Genomic DNA, 15,971 nt, shown 5'->3' with positions numbered 1-15,971 from the left:
AATTTGAAAATGAAGAAATATCTTATCCTATTCCTTTTTCTGATTTCAGCCCAAATTGGTCTTAGCCAAGAAAAAATCGAGTGGCTGAAATTTGAAGAAGCTGTAGCTGCCAACCAAGCCAATCCAAAAATGCTTTTGGTAGATGTATATACCGATTGGTGTGGATGGTGCAAGGTAATGGATAAGAATACGTTCACTGATCCGGAGGTCATTTCTTATGTCAATGAAAATTTTTATGCAGTAAAGTTGAATGCCGAGGATACCGAAAGGACCTTCGAATTTATGGGAAAGACCTATAGCGAAGCACAAATGGCTAGCGCGATGAGGGTCCGCTCCTATCCCAATTTTGTGATCATTGAACCCACACTTCAAAATATTACTCAACTCCCCGGCTACAGGCCTCCTGTGGATTTTCTGAAAGGAATAAATGAAGTAGTAGAAAAAGCATTTAGAATAAAACCATGAGTTTTTCACTCGCTGAGCGGGAAGATACCATTATAGCTCTGGCAACTCCACAAGGTGTCGGAGCTATTGCTGTTATTAGGCTTTCTGGAAAAGATGCCATCAAAGTTGTAAATGAGGTTTTCCATGGGAAAAACCTAGAAGAGCAAGCCTCCCACACCATCCATTTTGGAACCATACGGGATGGAGAAAAAATCATTGATGAGGTGTTGGTTTCGATTTTTATTGCCCCGAAATCATTTACCAAAGAAAATGTGGTAGAGATTTCCACACATGGTTCATCCTATATTATCAATCAAGTAATCCGGCTTTTTGTAAAAAAAGGAGTTCGGCTCGCAAAACCTGGGGAATTCACCCAACGGGCATTTTTGCACGGACAGTTTGATTTGGCCCAAGCTGAGGCGGTTGCAGATTTGATACACTCTGATTCAGAAGCCTCGCATCAAGCAGCGCTCAATCAAATGAGAGGTGGATTCAGTTCGGAAATTCAGGAATTAAGAAATCAGCTGATCCATTTTGCTTCTATGATAGAATTGGAATTGGATTTTTCCGAAGAAGATGTGGAATTCGCGAGTAGAAAAGACCTTAGGCATCTAGTGGAACGGATTTTAAGGGTCGTTGAGGAATTGATTTTGAGTTTTGATCTCGGAAATGTGATCAAAAACGGGGTGCCGACAGTCATAGCTGGCAAACCGAATGCGGGAAAATCCACCCTCCTAAATGCCCTTTTGAATGAAGAAAAAGCCATCGTCTCCGACATTGCAGGTACAACCCGAGACTTCATAGAAGATGAGATCAATATAGGTGGGGTTATTTTCAGGTTTATCGATACAGCGGGATTGAGAGAAACTACCGATACTATAGAGGCTATCGGAGTGAGCAGGACTCAGGAAAAAATGAAGACAGCTTCCCTGATTCTCTACCTCTTTGACCTAAGCGATACTGACCTTATAGAGATCAATCGGGACATCAATAAACTGGAAAACTTGGGGGTTCCTTTTATTAAAGTAGCGAACAAAATAGATAAGTCCAATCCTCAATTAGTCAATGAATTAAAAGAATCCCATCCGGACACCATTTTTATTTCCGCCGGACAAAAAGAAAATCTGGAAGGGTTAAAAGCTAAGATTCTGGAACTGGTTAATTTGGATAAATTCAAGACTGGAAATACAGTGGTAACCAATATCCGGCATTACGACTCATTGACCAAAACAAGGGAATCACTTCTAGATGTATTGACAGGTCTGGATCAAGAAGTTAGCAATGACTTCCTGGCAATGGATATCCGTAGATCCTTACATTTTTTGGGAGAGATTACCGGAGAGATCACAACCGATGACCTTTTGGCTAACATCTTCAGCAAGTTTTGTATCGGAAAGTAATTAGGTTTCCTTTTCTACTCTAAACCCTTCTTATTCTTGCTTTTAGTCTGTTTTTCCTTCCTTTGTTTGTTGCTAATTATCCCTTTTTTTCCGTATATTTGTTGCTAATCAGTTGTTACTAGAAACAAGTTTGTTGGTAGCAACAGATTTTTTGAGCAATGGCGAGATGATGTTACATCAGGATACATACTGATACAATCAGATACATCCAGTGACAGAAACAAGCCCACAAAAGGAAACACGTGAGCAGCAACATTGAGATACCGAAGATCTGTCAGCACTGTGGTGAGTCATTCATCGCAAAGACTACGGTTACCCAATTCTGTAGCCATACATGTGCATCCCGAAATTATAAGAAGCGCAAGCGGGATGCTAAGCTACAAGAAGTGGCTCCTGTCTCCCATCAGCGTTTAGAGTTCCAAGAAGATCAGTTAGGAAGCAAAGACTTTCTAAGCATCGAAGAAACCTGCAAGCTACTTGGAGCAAGTCGCATGACTATCTACCGTCAAATCAAGTCCGGTACAATCAAAGCGGCCAAACTTGGCAGACGCACCATAATAAGGAGAACCGAAATCGATAAACTGTTTCAGGCATGAAAGTAACACTCAGACAAAGGAACCAGGGCGGAAAGACCAGCCTGTACCTTGATTACTACAACAAGGGCAAAAGGAAAACAGAATACCTAAATCTCTACCTAGAGCCTAACCCGAAAACTAAAGAGCAAAAGGAAATCAATAAGAAGACCCAGCAATTGGCTGAAACCATCCGAGCGCAAAGGCAGATTGAAATTCAAAACGGCACTTACGGTTTTCGTGACAATGAAAAACTAAAAGGTAGTTTCACTGCCTACCTGCAATTGCTTGCCAATAAACGCAAGGACAGCGCAGGAAATTACGGGAATTGGGATAGCATGATCAAGCACTTCAAGAAGTTCATGCCGCAAGACATTTCTTTTGAATTTGTGAATAGAGAGTTCGTGCAGGACTTCAAAGAATACCTGGACAAGAAGGCCATAGCCCATGGAGTTCAGAAACTATCTCAAAATTCAAAGTACTCCTATTTCAACAAGTTTCGGGCTGCCTTAAAGCAAGCCGTAAAGGATGGTATCATTCCAACCAATCCCAGTGAAGGAGTAGAAGCATTCAAGCAGGGAGAACCGGAAAGAGAGTTTTTGACACTGGAAGAACTGCAAGCAGCTGCGAATACCGAATGTGAAAACACCCAATTGAAGACAGCATTCATTTTTTCTTGCCTTACAGGACTTCGCTGGTCAGACATAAATAAACTCTTATGGTCCGAAGTGCAACATTCAAATGATCGGGGTTACTACATCCGATTCAGACAGAAGAAAACCAAAGGAGCAGAAACACTCCCAATCTCAGAACAAGCCGTTGGCTTGCTTGGCGAACGCCAAGATAAAGACGAGCGAGTGTTTAAAGGATTGAAATACTCAGCATGGCACAACCTGAAATTGCAACAATGGATGATGAAAGCCGGAATCTCCAAAACAATCACTTTCCATTGCGCCCGTCATACCTACGCAACATTGCAGCTTACAATGGGAACCGACATTTACACGGTTTCAAAGCTCTTAGGCCATAGGGAGCTAAAAACAACTCAAGTCTATGCGAAAATCATAGACGACAAGAAAAAAGAGGCAGCCAGTAAAATCAAACTTGACCTATGAGCAATCAAACAAAAATACTTGACGACATTCTCTACCAGGGGCTTCGCCCTTGGTCAGAGAAAAACAGCGTGGACGAAAAGTTTGCTCCAAAGTTCCGTGCCCTAAAAGAAGCCTCCACTGATTATCAATTCCGGTATGAAATCAAATTTGAAAGGCCTTTTGACAACAAAACCAAGTACTACTCAAAGCTGATTCTAAACACCCTCAAAACGGACATTGAAAGGCTCTACAACCTCATCAGTGAAGATGATACTGAAAACCTCATCCGCTATTGGCTGGATGATACTTTGAACAAGCGTTTAAAGACCCGCTTAAAAGACATTGGAAAGCTGATTAAAGAGAAGGACTTTGATTTGACATACATTGATCCCAAGAAAGCTTCCATTGAGTTTGACCAGGCACACAAAGCCAACACCTATATCATCCAATTGCTAAAGCTTGCATACATGCAACTTTACCTCGAAATCCAAGATGCTTTCAGCACTTGGATTGATGACAAGTTGGTGATAGAGGATTTTTACACCCAGCTACTACTTGAACCAATACCGCAAAAAGCTTTATTGACCGAGATTCAAATCATTGAAGTTGAAGCAAAGAAAGAACCAACTAAAAAGTCCCAACCCGAACCAACGGTAAATTCATTTCATTCATTTACCTACAAGCAATTCAGCACAAGTCCAGACAAGCTAACTGATTTATGTGATAGCCTCAAAAAGAACAATTTCATTAGCAAAGAAACTCAGCTATCCAGTTTCAGAAAGATTTTCTCAGGAGACGAAATCAAAACTCCCATTGTCTGGACAGGCAACGTAAGTGAGTTCTATTACTTCGTCAAATTGCTTTACACTAAATACAAATTGGTTGCAGACCTAAAGCAAAACCAATGGAAAGTTGCTTGCAAATGCTTTATTAAAACTGATGGATCATTCTTCGAACATGAAGGTCTTAGGAAAAATCAAGCTCCCAAGTCAACAGGCCATTTATTGGAATCCGCTATTTCATTGCTGAAATAAGCCGCTCGACACTTTACTCCTATTATCTTTTTTCTGTTTTTGTTTAGCCCTCTTTTTCAAAAAAAGTGGGCTATTCTTTTTTTCAGCCCACTCGACACTCGACACTCGACACTCCCCCCGCCATTCTGCACTCATAACGCCCTGTTAGCCATTCTAATTTAGCCCTGTCTTCGACAATCGAAGATGACATTTGGCCAGATGTCCATTTCCTAATTCATAATTGATTAAGTCATGGACGAAATAATTGAACGTCTTGAAAATCTCCAACGCCTAATTGAGAGCCAGGGGATTTACACAAAGGAAGTTTTAAACTTCAATGAAGCTTGCCAGTATCTGGAGCTTTCCCAATCTCACTTGTACAAATTGACAAGTGCAGGGAGCATTCCGCACTACAAGCCCAATGGAAAGAAGCTCTATTTCAAAAGAAGCGAGTTGGAAAGCTGGTTGCTACGCAACCGCAATTCCACTCAGGAAGAAATAGACCAAAGGGCTGCGGATTACCTAATCAAGAAAGGGAGGGTGAAGCTATGAACGAGATAATGGATATGATCTTGACACTAACTCAAGACATAAAAACAGTCAAAGCTTACCTCCTCAACTTCCACAAATCACGCTTGGAGCAATTCAGCGAAGAGTGGATTGATGGACAGGTAGTGATGCAAACGCTTCACATCAGCAAAAGAACCCTCCAATCCCTTCGGGATAGTGGGGTTCTTCCCTACAGCCGAATCAATGGCAAGTTCTATTACAAGGTTTCTGATATAGAAGCCTTGCTGGAATCCAATTACTCACCTTCAAAATCAAAGCACTATGGAGGTAAGTAGAAAAGCCATTCTCGACAAAACGCACTACGGCTTGAATATCTACGCCTATGTGCTGCGACAGTACTATCCGGGTGAAATCGACTCTGGAGATTCGAGCACACCGAATAAAGATAAATCAAAAGGTGCTCAAACAGTCCTTTCCCTTTCGGGAAGGGACTGCAAACCCTCTAAGAACCCTTTTAATGAGGACAAGCTCACATTGTTGATCAAAGTTGTTGACGGCTGCGCCATCCACACCGATTCAGAAGAAGCTATTGCACAAGGCAATGTCTTTGATTTTGCAGCACTGCATTTCAGCCTCGAAGGTCAAGCCCTTCTCGATAAGCTGAATGAAGAACTGCATTTGCGGATCGGTAAGCAACAGGGTTTTTACGCTCAGGCAGAATCGCAACCTACGGTTGCTCTTCCTGAAGTAGTCAAACCGGCTGCGCCAGTTTTCAGCTATTTCAACAAGCCTGTTACCAACACAATCCCAAGTCGGCAAGCCTCCTTGGTTGAGGTGTACCACCTTATCAAAGGCAATGAATTTGCTTCGTGTACAAGTACACTCCGCAAAATTCCCGATCCGAAGGAAGCCAGAAAGTATAAGGCTCAAAATTTCGATTATGTGACCTTCTCAGGCACTTTCTCCAAGAGAAATGATGCAAACCTTCAAAGACATTCAGGTTTGCTCACAATCGATTTTGACCACATTCAGGACATTCCTTCACTCAAGGCAGCACTACTCAACGACCACTACTTTGAAACGGAGCTACTGTTTGTATCTCCTTCAGGTGATGGCCTCAAATGGGTAATTCCAATCGACTTGACGCAGGCAAAACACCAGGACTATTTCAAGGCAGTGGCAAACTACGTTTCCCACACCTACCAACTCGAAATAGACCAATCCGGAAAGGACATTTCAAGAGCCTGTTTCCTTCCGCATGATTCAGAAATATTCATCAATCCTAAATACTTGTAGGACATGGAAAGAAAAACATTCAATCCGCAGGATTGGCTTAATCAGCCAACCCCGCAACCGAAAGTTACAGAGCAACAAACTTTCAATACAGATTCTCATATAGACGAAGTAGAACGCATCATCCAAAGCATTGAAGCCAACAGAACAGATATTACCTCCACGTATAGCGATTGGGTAAATATCGGATTTGCCTTCTCTGATGAGTTTGGAGAAAATGGCCGCACCCTATTTCATAGGGTGAGCCAGTTTTATCCAGGCTATTCCGCACCGGAGTGCGACAAGCAATTTGACAATTGCTTGAAATCAAAAGGTCATGGCGTTTCACTAAAGACCTTTTTCTACCTCGCCAAAGATGCAGGAATTGACATAGCACCTCCACGGACAGAAAAAAAGGATCAGCGAACTTTCAAAAGTGAAAAGCTGAATGGTAGTCAATCTGAATACCACCAGCCCGAAAATCAGGAACCGGAAGAAATGCCAACCTTTCCAGATTCCTTGTTTCCTGAACTTCCTGAATTTCTGCAAAAGGTTGTGGCGGTTGCCACATCCAATGAGGAAAGAGATATTCTCCTCCTCGGTTCCCTCGGAGCTATCAGCGCATGTTTGCCCAAAGTATCGGGCATATATGATGGCAAACGAGTATTCCCCAATCTATTCCTATTCATTACAGCCCAGGCATCCGCAGGTAAAGGCCGCTTGGTGCATTGTCGTCAGTTGGTCAACCCCATTCACAAAGAATTGAGGGAACAAGCCAAACTCCATAAACAGCACTATGAATTGGAAATGGCAGAATACAACTCCAAGAAGGGAAAGGAAGACGGTATCGAGAAGCCAGCCAAACCACCTGAAAAAATGCTGTTCATTCCGGCCAACAATAGTTCAACGGGAGCTTATCAGCTTTTGGGTGATAGTGATGGCAGAGGTCTGATATTCGAGACCGAAGGTGATACCTTAGCCCATGCCTTCAAGAGCGATTACGGAAACTACAGTGATGGCTTTAGAAAAGCCTTTCACCATGAAACCATTTCCTACTATCGCAGAACCGACCGTGAGTTTGTGGACATAGAAAGCCCTTGTCTTTCTACTGTCCTTTCAGGAACGCCAAAACAAGTTTCGGCTTTAATACCCAACGCTGAAAACGGCTTATTCAGCCGTTTCATCTTCTATTTCATGAACGTTCGCCCGGTATGGAAAAATGTTTTTGCAAGCCAGACCGATAACGGATTGGACGATTACTTTGAAGCCTTGGGCAATGAGTTCTATGAACTCTATAAAGAAATCATGCAGAATGAGCCAAAGCAGTTCTACCTTACGGCAGACCAACAGGAGCAATTCAACCAGTTCTTTGGGCAGATACAGGAAAAGTACATGAACCTTCAAGGATTGGACTACATGGCCACTATCAGAAGGTTAGGTTTGATTGCTTACCGAATCTGCATGATATTCTCCGCTTTGCGGATCATGGAAATGCGCCACATTAAATACGATAAAAATATTGGCGCATTCGACAGCACCACTGGAGAGATATTATCCAAAAGCTGTCAAACAGGCGACACTTCCAAGAAGATGATTTGTGAGGAAAGGGATTTTCAAGCTTCGCTTTCAATGGTCAAAGTACTGGTGAAGCATTCCAGTAAAGTGTTTGGAGAACTTCCACAAGAAGAGCCTAAGCCAGCTCGGTTGAATAAGAAAGAGAAGTTTCTATATGCCTTGCCACATACCTTCAACCGTCAGAAGTACCTCGAAGTAGCAAAAACCATGAGCATTCCGGCAAAGACAGCCGAAGGTTACATTGCCAACTTTGTGAAATCAGGGCTTATTCACCGTGAGGCACACGACCAGTACATAAACACCTCACTTGAGGAATCTCAGGATATTAAGGAAATCAAGGAAGAATAAGCCCGTTGGGCTTTTCTTCCGAAGATTCGACCAGACCATTGAAATCAAACACCTTTGGTCAAACTAAGGACGAATAATCCTTAGTTTCCTCTATTTCCTCAAAATCCTGAAATCAAAAAAAGCACTCTTTCTTCTCTTACTATCTTTTTCTTTTCCTATATTGTCCTAAATTTGACAAGTCACAAAATAAAAAGTCATGCACTTTGGTGAAAGGATAAAAGAGCTACGAGAAAGCCAGGGGCTTTTACAGCGTCAATTGGCCGCCAATCTTGAAATAGACACTCCAATGTTTAGCAAAATTGAGCGTGGGGAGAGAAATGCAAAGAGAGAACAGGTCATAGCTTTGGCCAAATTACTGAATGCCAATGAAGATGAATTGTTAACAATTTGGCTGTCCGATAAAATCATTGAGAACGTTGGGGATGAAACAGCTGCATTAGCAGCACTTAAACATGCCGAACAAGAATTAAAAAAGAAATCGAAATAATTGAGCAATGGCTATAGAAATCAAAAAAAACGGTAACAAGATTTTTGCCCCATTGATCGGCAAAGAATTAATCTGTACCCCGGAAGAAGAAGTCAGACAGGAATATATCATTCACCTAGTGAATAAATATGGCTATTCCCTAGATCAAATGGCCCAGGAAGTAAAAGTCAATAATTCCAAAAGAGGTCAAGGAAAAGCCAGAGCAGACATCGTCATTTGGAAAACGAAAGAAGATCGCAACTCGGATAACAGTCCAGTGATTGTAATTGAATGTAAAGCCGAACAAATTACAATACACGAAGAAGATTACTACCAAGGCTACAACTATGCTTCATGGGCAGGTGCTGATTTCTTTGTTACCACCAATCTAAAAGACACCAAATTTTTTAGGGTAGTGAAAGGCAAAATGCCTAAAAAGCTAGAAGAGGTAGTTGAAATTCCAAACGCTACTGAACTTTTTGATAAAAAGAAAATTGAAGAGCTTTTAACCAAAACAAAGGCATTTACCAGAGACGAGTTTAGTAAGCTGCTTTTCAAATGTCACAACATCATCCGTAACAATGACAAGCTTTCACCAGAGGCTGCATTTGATGAGATCAGCAAAATTCTCTTCATGAAAATTCGCTACGAAAGAGAACAAGCCAAAACAAAAGCGCTGTTCTCCAGAAAAGAATTTGAAGATTTGAAATCTGCCTATGAAAAAATCACAGGAAAGGATTCCCTTCCCTTCTACCAACATTTTTTCGAAAAGACAAAAGAAGTATTCAAAACAGATGAAATCTTCGACCCTAATGACAGTATAAAAATTAGGGAAACCAGCTTTCTACAAATCGTTAAGGAATTGGAGAAATACAATCTCTCTGACACTTCTGATGATATCAAAGGGATTGCCTTTGAAGAGTTTTTGGGAAGAACCTTTAGAGGTGAGTTAGGTCAATTCTTTACACCAAGAACCATTGTGGACTATATGGTTGACGTGCTTGATCCAGAAGAAGGTGAAATTATTTGCGATCCTTGCTGTGGTAGTGGTGGATTCCTCATTAAAGCATTTGAATATGTAAGGGAAAAAATTGAGAGGGATGTCCAAAAGCAAAAAGAGATAATAAAGGAGCTTTACTTTGGTCAAGATTACGAGAAGTTACCAGAAAAGAAACAAGAGGAAATTGCAAAGCGTGTAGATGACTTATTTGTAAAGCTAAATTTTGAATTGGACATCCACAATCCTAAAGGCCGCTTAAAAACGCTCTCATACGACTGTATTTTCGGTACAGACGCCAATCCAAGAATGGCTCGAACCGCCAAAATGAATATGATTATGCATGGTGATGGTCATGGAGGAGTGCATCATCATGATGGATTACTCAATGTCAACGGCATATTTGATGGACGTTTTGATGTCATACTTACCAATCCTCCTTTTGGTTCCAGAGTCAACAAAACATTGAAAGTAACTCCCTCTGATGTTCCCAATGAGGATAAAATCAGATTTTATGAAGATCGTTACGGTAGCCATTACAGACAGACTGTTGTTAAGCAAATACAAGATTGGGCAACCTATGACAATGGCCACGGTAAAAGCCGAGGAAAAGCCTTATTAGACATTTTTGATGTGGGTGCATGGAGTGGTTTGACAGAAGTGCTATTTATGGAAAGATGTCTCAACCTTCTAAAACCAGGCGGTAGATTGGGTATTGTATTGCCCGAAGGAGTTTTAAACAACAGTGCCCTTCAAAAAATTAGAGAATACATTGAAGGAAAGGCAAAGATTATCAACATCACTTCTATCCCTCAGGATGTATTCATTGCCTCAGGTGCTACAGTAAAACCAAGCTTACTATTCCTTAAAAAGTTCAGTGAAGAAGAGTTGGCTACCTATCAAAAAATCACAGAGGAAACCACCAAAGAGATTAAAGACAAATACCAGCCAAAACTGGATGAATTGAAAGCGACTTTCAAAAAAGAAGAGAAGAAATTGAAAGAAAGTAGATCAGCCAAAGACCTTCGGGAGTTGAAAAAGAAATATGCCGAAGATGTAAGGCAAATTGAAGACCTAATTGCTGCGGAAATTAAACCGCTTGTGAAAGAACGTTTCGATTATCCTATTCCGGTTATAGAAGTAGAAAAGGCAGGCATATCCAGTACCGGTGCGCCCTGCGAAAATGAGTTGGAAGAAGTGGCTGTAGAGTTTAGAGCCTACAGAAAAAAAGCCAAGCTCTGGGCTGAACCTAGAAAAGAAACACAATATCCTGTTGATGATGATGGTAACATTTCAAGACTACAGTTGATTGATGGCAATATTGTAAGTGAACCTGAAATATTTTATGGAGCATATGCGCACTGAGAAAGCCTTTAAATATCTCAATGAAGTACGCTTCATGACCCTCTCCAATTGGAGCGTGGGTGCTATTCTGAGCGACAAAGTTTTTTATAAAGATGGGTTCAAACTGGAACCTATCGGTAATCTCATTTTGCGTAATCGGGACAAAGAAATACTCGAAGATGATAAAGCGTACAAACAAGTAACCATCAAGTTGTACGGCAAAGGCGTGATACAGCGAGGTGATGAACTGATTTTTGGCAAAGACATTGGCACAAAGAATCAGTTCCGCATATCAGAAGGACAATTCATTATGAGCAAGATAGACGCCCGTAATGGAGCATTCGGCATTGTACCTGCTGAACTTGAAGGGGCTATCACCACGCAGGATTTCTTGAGCTACAACATCAATATTGAAAAGATTCTACCCGAATTTTTCAACCTGATCACAGGCACAAAACACTTTGCCGAATTGTGCCAAAAAGCAAGCTCTGGTACAACAGGGAGGCAAAGAGTGGATGAAAAGGCATTCTTGGCGTTTAGGATTCCAGTGCCATCACTCAAAATCCAGAATGATATTGTACAAGATTTCAAAAATCTTCATTCTTTAAGTCAAAATCAACTGAATGAAGTCGAAAATTTAAAATCTCAAAAAGATAATTTTCTTAAAAACTCTTTGGGTATTGATTACGAACTAAAAAATGAACATTCAAATGGTAAACTTAATATTGTCAAGTTTTCCAGTATGCGTGAATGGGATTCATTTTTTACTACAGGTAGAAGAAAACAGGTGAAAATTTCCAAGTTGTTTCCATCTGTTCGTCTTGATGAGATTGCAAGAATTACTATGGGGATTTCACCAAATAGCAGTTATTTCAGTAATACTGAAGGATTACCCTTCATTGGAGGGGCTAGTGAGTTAAATGATGGGCAAATTTCTGCTACAAGATTTCATAAGAAGCCAAGTGCAACAAGCACTAATGGAGATATTATCTTGTGTGTTAGAGCTACAATTGGAAAAATTGTTTGGAGTGATAAAGATTATTGCCTTGGCAGAGGCGTTTCAGCAATAACTGTTATTTCTGATAGTGTAATTCCTGAATTTCTATTTGAAATGTTAGACTATCTCGAAGATGATTTACAACGATTTGGAACAGGGTCTACTTTCAAACAAGTTTCAAAATCCACAATACAATCGCTATTGATTCCATTACCTCCATTAGATATCCAACAGAAATTGTTAAATCAATTGAAGGAAATAAAGGATTCGATTAAAGAAATGCTTAACCAAGCTGAGAAGAATCGAGAGACTTCATATAAAAATTTTGAATCCAGCATTTTCAATATTGACTAACCTATGAAAAAATCAGTAATTGCCATATACGGGCCATCGAGTCAGGGGAAATCGGAAACGGTTCTTGAAACAGCTAATTTATTGTTAGTCACTTTTCCAAACCACACACTTCAGGCAATTAACACTGGTGCAGATATTACTTATATCGTTGACTTCAAAGGTATAAAAATAGGTATAGAAAGCCAGGGAGATCCGAATAGCAGAATGTTTCAGAGTCTTCAAACATTCGTAGCTCAGAGATGCGATATTATTATTTGTTCGTGCCGTTCCAGAGGCGCAACAGCGTGGGCAGTTGAAGACTTGCACCGCCATCATCAATACGAAATCATTTGGTCAACCAATCACCGCTCATGGCATAAAAACCAAACGCAATTGAATCAAATAGCTGCTAGTGAAATTCTGGAATTAATCAAACTAATCATGAATGGACAGTTATGAGAATACATCACTTACATATCAAGGAATTTAAATCATTAAAGGACTTTACAATTAACTTTAATGAACCAGTATCACTCTTTATAGGCAAGAATGGTTCGGGTAAATCTACACTCTTAGAAGCCATTGCTTGGATATTTCGCTCGGCTCACCTTACTTATGTTGAGGAAAAACAGGAAAACACACCATTTGATTTTGAAATCACTTATGACCTTAGAATTGAAAAAGTGCTATCAGAATCCAGCACTTTCAGTGAAACAGCTACCGACTACATTGGTGTTACCTTAAAAGGCGATAGAAAAAACAAGAAATTCTGGTCAATCGATACAGATAATAACGCCTATAGTATTGATAATCTCATTAAAAAACATACGATAGAAAAGCTGTTACCATCAAACTTGGTAATCTATTATGCAGGATGGTTTGAGTCAATGGAATTTATCTGCAGCGAACACGAAAAGATATACAAGGAAAGACTACTTGAAGCCAAAACCGATTCAGATATTACTACCTCTTCTGAGGAGTTATATTCAAGAATTGGAGCTTTACCATTGATGTATATCGAAAAGCATCATTTCGAAATCTTACTGGCTTCGCTTTATGCATTTGAGTTCAATGACCGTGTAGATCGTTTTTTTGCTGAAGATCTCAAAATCACTAAGCCCGATAAAAACCCACTAGCCTTGTTTGTCAAAAAGAGACAATGGAAATCAGGAGCTGGTGCGGAGGAATTTTGGGGTGCTAAAGGATTACTGAGAGGCTTTCTTGATGTAGTGAGAAGGTTTGCATACAATGAGACCGCAAACTACATGGATGAAGATCAAATCTTATTCAATTTCCATATACATGACTGGTACGCATTGAGAGAATTTTATGGAGAAGAAAAAAAGTTGTTTTACCTGCTTCACATGCTTCATGCATCGGAAATGCTTGGAGGAATACAAATCTTCATGGATTTGCCAGAAATTGCAATTTCCCACCATGATTTAAGCGAGGGGCAGCAACAACTTATTACCATTAAAGCTATCAATGAACTCCTTGTAGACGAAAACTCTCTTTTACTTCTTGATGAACCAGATACTTACCTGCATCCACAGTGGCAAAGTAGTTTTCTGAAAGGAATTTATGAGGTAATTGATTTGTACAAAGCTTTATCGGTTCCGCCTCCCCAATTTATTATAGCATCTCATTCAACAATAATGCTATCCAATCTTTCAAGTGGAGACTTATTCAAAATGAGCGAAGGCAAGGCAGTTCCAATAGATAAAGGATACTACGGTCGTGAGTATGGATTTAATCTTTCTGCCATTATGGGGGGCAATGAGAGAGTTCCTGAAGTACAGGAAGAAATTGACACATTATTTGAACTCATCGACAGTGAACAGTTCGAAAAAGCTATTAAAGTGCTGGAAGAGTTAAAGCAAAAGCATACAGATGATCCAGAATTGACCCGTGCAGAAACAATGTTGGCTTTTTTAAAAGGTGAATGAGTGATGAAGTTTATTGTCAAAGGAAATGAGCCAGCGGCATGGAAAGCTTATAGAGAAACGGCAGGAGTTGATTTTGACGCAATCCCTGAATTGAAGGAGGCATTGCTAAATGATCAAGGGTATATATGCTGCTATTGTATGAATGGAATTAAAGAGGAAAATATGAAGGTGGAGCACTATAAACCGAGAAGTACTTATCCTACTTTAAAAATGGAATACATTAATCTTTTTGCGGCTTGCAAAGGTGATTTTTGTTCGGATAAGCATTGTGATACCAAAAAGGAAAACACTGAATTGAGCATTCATCCGGCTGATCCGAGAAACAACTGCGAAGCAATTATTGGATATAGCACTAATGGTAAATTGACATATCCAGATAAGTATAAAGTAGACATAGAAGAAACACTTAACCTGAACAATTCGGTGTTGATTTCAAATAGAAAAGGAGCATTATATGGTGCTGCTTTAGCATTAAAAAAGATTGGTTACAAGAGCATTAGCATTAAAAAATTAATTGATCAATACAAAACTAAAAGTCCTGAAGGTAAATTTCAACCTTACTGTAACACGGTTCTATGGCTTTTAAATAAAAAATTAAGTGCCAATTAACAAATATGGAAAACAGTCTTACACCAAATCAAAGCGAATTTCTACTCTATGTCTCCCAAAGTGGAGATATTAAGGTAGATGTATTGCTGCATGATGAAACAGTATGGCTCACCCAAAAGGGTATGCAAGAGTTGTTTGAAAAAGCAAAGTCCACCATATCAGAGCATATCAAAAATGTATTTGAAGAAGGGGAATTAAACGAAGAAGTGGTTGTTCGGGATTTCCGAACTACCAGTCCTCATGGTGCCATTGAAGGTAAAACTCAGGAAAATACGGTTAAGTATTACAATCTGGACGTTATTATTTCAGTTGGCTATCGGGTCAAATCGCAACGGGGTACACAGTTCCGTATCTGGGCTACTAAAGTATTGCGGGAATACATTATCAAAGGCTTTGCTATGGACGACCAACGCCTAAAGCAAGGTTCTGCACTCTTTGGCAAAGATTACTTTGATGAATTACTGGAACGTATCAGAGAGATACGAGCCAGTGAAAGACGCTTCTACCAGAAAATAACCGACATCTATGCGCAATGCAGCATAGACTATGATCCCAAAGCTGAGATAACACAGACTTTTTACAAAACTGTACAAAACAAACTCCATTGGGCTATTACTGGCCATACAGCAGCCGAAATTATCAAAGAAAGAGCCAATGCAGCTAAACCTTTTATGGGTTTAACTACATGGAAGAATGCCCCCCAAGGTAAAATCCTAAAAACAGATGTTTCGGTAGCTAAAAACTACCTGAATGAAAAAGAGATCCGGGACCTCAACCGAATAGTGACCATGTATCTGGACTTTGCCGAGCTACAAGCTGAACGGCAAGTTCCAATGAAAATGACAGATTGGGTAGCTCGTTTAGATGCATTTCTTCAATTCAATGAGTACAATGTATTGAAAGACGCAGGTAAAATTTCAGCCACCATTGCCAAGCAATTAGCTGAAAAGGAATATAATAAATTCAGAGTAGTTCAGGACAAGAATTTTGAATCCGACTTTGATAAGGAAGTAAAGCGGATCACTAAAAAAGGGAAAAACAAAAAATGATG

The 15,971-nt window shown here is 40.1% G+C and carries 16 protein-coding genes; all 16 read left to right on the top strand.

All coding sequences use genetic code 11. The annotated features are described in order from the left end of the window. Positions 1-9 precede the first annotated feature (9 nt). Entirely contained in the window at positions 10-465 is a 456-nt protein-coding gene (locus P2G54_RS08560) for a DUF255 domain-containing protein (protein WP_275870147.1), read from the top strand. Further along, positions 462-1,844: a tRNA uridine-5-carboxymethylaminomethyl(34) synthesis GTPase MnmE gene (gene mnmE, locus P2G54_RS08555; RefSeq protein ID WP_275870145.1), complete on the top strand. Its 1,383-nt coding sequence runs from the start codon at positions 462-464 to the stop codon at positions 1,842-1,844. Before P2G54_RS08560 ends, mnmE begins: the two co-directional genes overlap by 4 nt. Positions 1,845-2,230: 386 nt before the next feature. Then, a complete protein-coding gene (locus P2G54_RS08550) occupies positions 2,231-2,440 on the top strand; it encodes a helix-turn-helix domain-containing protein (RefSeq protein WP_275870144.1) in 210 nt (69 codons plus the stop codon). Continuing rightward, complete coding sequence (locus P2G54_RS08545; protein ID WP_275870142.1) at positions 2,437-3,531, top strand: site-specific integrase; 1,095 nt, start codon at positions 2,437-2,439, stop codon at positions 3,529-3,531. Before P2G54_RS08550 ends, P2G54_RS08545 begins: the two co-directional genes overlap by 4 nt. Further along, the gene (locus P2G54_RS08540; RefSeq protein WP_275870140.1) at positions 3,528-4,544 is read left to right on the top strand and encodes a DUF6617 family protein; all 1,017 of its coding nucleotides are present in this window, start codon (positions 3,528-3,530) and stop codon (positions 4,542-4,544) included. The genes P2G54_RS08545 and P2G54_RS08540 overlap by 4 nt, the downstream gene beginning before the upstream one ends. A 231-nt stretch (positions 4,545-4,775) precedes the next feature. After that, complete coding sequence (locus P2G54_RS08535) at positions 4,776-5,075, top strand: helix-turn-helix domain-containing protein (protein WP_073093951.1); 300 nt, start codon at positions 4,776-4,778, stop codon at positions 5,073-5,075. Further along, the gene (locus P2G54_RS08530) at positions 5,072-5,368 is read left to right on the top strand and encodes a helix-turn-helix domain-containing protein (protein WP_053224400.1); all 297 of its coding nucleotides are present in this window, start codon (positions 5,072-5,074) and stop codon (positions 5,366-5,368) included. The genes P2G54_RS08535 and P2G54_RS08530 overlap by 4 nt, the downstream gene beginning before the upstream one ends. Then, positions 5,355-6,329 (top strand): BT4734/BF3469 family protein, encoded by a 975-nt coding sequence (locus P2G54_RS08525; protein ID WP_275870133.1) that lies wholly within the window; start codon positions 5,355-5,357, stop codon positions 6,327-6,329. The genes P2G54_RS08530 and P2G54_RS08525 overlap by 14 nt, the downstream gene beginning before the upstream one ends. A 3-nt stretch (positions 6,330-6,332) precedes the next feature. After that, on the top strand, positions 6,333-8,228 hold the full coding sequence (locus P2G54_RS08520) for a DUF3987 domain-containing protein (RefSeq protein ID WP_275870131.1): 1,896 nt from the start codon (positions 6,333-6,335) through the stop codon (positions 8,226-8,228). Positions 8,229-8,424: 196 nt separating this feature from the next. Beyond that, positions 8,425-8,715, top strand: coding sequence for a helix-turn-helix transcriptional regulator (locus P2G54_RS08515; RefSeq protein WP_275870129.1), 291 nt, complete (start codon positions 8,425-8,427; stop codon positions 8,713-8,715). Between the two features lie 7 nt (positions 8,716-8,722). Continuing rightward, positions 8,723-11,056 (top strand): N-6 DNA methylase, encoded by a 2,334-nt coding sequence (locus tag P2G54_RS08510; protein ID WP_275870127.1) that lies wholly within the window; start codon positions 8,723-8,725, stop codon positions 11,054-11,056. Continuing rightward, complete coding sequence (locus P2G54_RS08505; protein ID WP_275870125.1) at positions 11,037-12,386, top strand: restriction endonuclease subunit S; 1,350 nt, start codon at positions 11,037-11,039, stop codon at positions 12,384-12,386. The genes P2G54_RS08510 and P2G54_RS08505 overlap by 20 nt, the downstream gene beginning before the upstream one ends. A gap of 3 nt (positions 12,387-12,389) precedes the next feature. After that, positions 12,390-12,824 (top strand): hypothetical protein, encoded by a 435-nt coding sequence (locus tag P2G54_RS08500; protein WP_275870123.1) that lies wholly within the window; start codon positions 12,390-12,392, stop codon positions 12,822-12,824. Beyond that, the gene (locus P2G54_RS08495; protein ID WP_275870121.1) at positions 12,821-14,311 is read left to right on the top strand and encodes an AAA family ATPase; all 1,491 of its coding nucleotides are present in this window, start codon (positions 12,821-12,823) and stop codon (positions 14,309-14,311) included. Before P2G54_RS08500 ends, P2G54_RS08495 begins: the two co-directional genes overlap by 4 nt. 3 nt (positions 14,312-14,314) lie before the next feature. Further along, complete coding sequence (locus P2G54_RS08490; protein WP_275870119.1) at positions 14,315-14,920, top strand: retron system putative HNH endonuclease; 606 nt, start codon at positions 14,315-14,317, stop codon at positions 14,918-14,920. Positions 14,921-14,925: 5 nt separating this feature from the next. Beyond that, the gene (locus P2G54_RS08485) at positions 14,926-15,969 is read left to right on the top strand and encodes a virulence RhuM family protein (RefSeq protein WP_275870118.1); all 1,044 of its coding nucleotides are present in this window, start codon (positions 14,926-14,928) and stop codon (positions 15,967-15,969) included. The last annotated feature ends 2 nt before the right edge of the window (positions 15,970-15,971 follow it).

The organism is Algoriphagus sp. CAU 1675 (assembly GCF_029222925.1).
Classification (GTDB): domain Bacteria; phylum Bacteroidota; class Bacteroidia; order Cytophagales; family Cyclobacteriaceae; genus Algoriphagus.
Note: the sequence above shows the minus strand (reverse complement) of the source record. Positions and strands in the feature narration are given on the sequence as shown.

What these genes read in the sequence shown, in the direction of transcription:
- P2G54_RS08560 (WP_275870147.1), top strand. Translation starts at nt 10, where the DNA reads ATGAAGAAATATCTTATCCTATTCCTTTTTCTGATTTCAGCCCAAATT.
- mnmE (WP_275870145.1), top strand. Translation starts at nt 462, where the DNA reads ATGAGTTTTTCACTCGCTGAGCGGGAAGATACCATTATAGCTCTGGCA.
- P2G54_RS08545 (WP_275870142.1), top strand. Translation starts at nt 2,437, where the DNA reads ATGAAAGTAACACTCAGACAAAGGAACCAGGGCGGAAAGACCAGCCTG.
- P2G54_RS08540 (WP_275870140.1), top strand. Translation starts at nt 3,528, where the DNA reads ATGAGCAATCAAACAAAAATACTTGACGACATTCTCTACCAGGGGCTT.
- P2G54_RS08535 (WP_073093951.1), top strand. Translation starts at nt 4,776, where the DNA reads ATGGACGAAATAATTGAACGTCTTGAAAATCTCCAACGCCTAATTGAG.
- P2G54_RS08530 (WP_053224400.1), top strand. Translation starts at nt 5,072, where the DNA reads ATGAACGAGATAATGGATATGATCTTGACACTAACTCAAGACATAAAA.
- P2G54_RS08525 (WP_275870133.1), top strand. Translation starts at nt 5,355, where the DNA reads ATGGAGGTAAGTAGAAAAGCCATTCTCGACAAAACGCACTACGGCTTG.
- P2G54_RS08520 (WP_275870131.1), top strand. Translation starts at nt 6,333, where the DNA reads ATGGAAAGAAAAACATTCAATCCGCAGGATTGGCTTAATCAGCCAACC.
- P2G54_RS08515 (WP_275870129.1), top strand. Translation starts at nt 8,425, where the DNA reads ATGCACTTTGGTGAAAGGATAAAAGAGCTACGAGAAAGCCAGGGGCTT.
- P2G54_RS08510 (WP_275870127.1), top strand. Translation starts at nt 8,723, where the DNA reads ATGGCTATAGAAATCAAAAAAAACGGTAACAAGATTTTTGCCCCATTG.
- P2G54_RS08505 (WP_275870125.1), top strand. Translation starts at nt 11,037, where the DNA reads ATGGAGCATATGCGCACTGAGAAAGCCTTTAAATATCTCAATGAAGTA.
- P2G54_RS08500 (WP_275870123.1), top strand. Translation starts at nt 12,390, where the DNA reads ATGAAAAAATCAGTAATTGCCATATACGGGCCATCGAGTCAGGGGAAA.
- P2G54_RS08495 (WP_275870121.1), top strand. Translation starts at nt 12,821, where the DNA reads ATGAGAATACATCACTTACATATCAAGGAATTTAAATCATTAAAGGAC.
- P2G54_RS08490 (WP_275870119.1), top strand. Translation starts at nt 14,315, where the DNA reads ATGAAGTTTATTGTCAAAGGAAATGAGCCAGCGGCATGGAAAGCTTAT.
- P2G54_RS08485 (WP_275870118.1), top strand. Translation starts at nt 14,926, where the DNA reads ATGGAAAACAGTCTTACACCAAATCAAAGCGAATTTCTACTCTATGTC.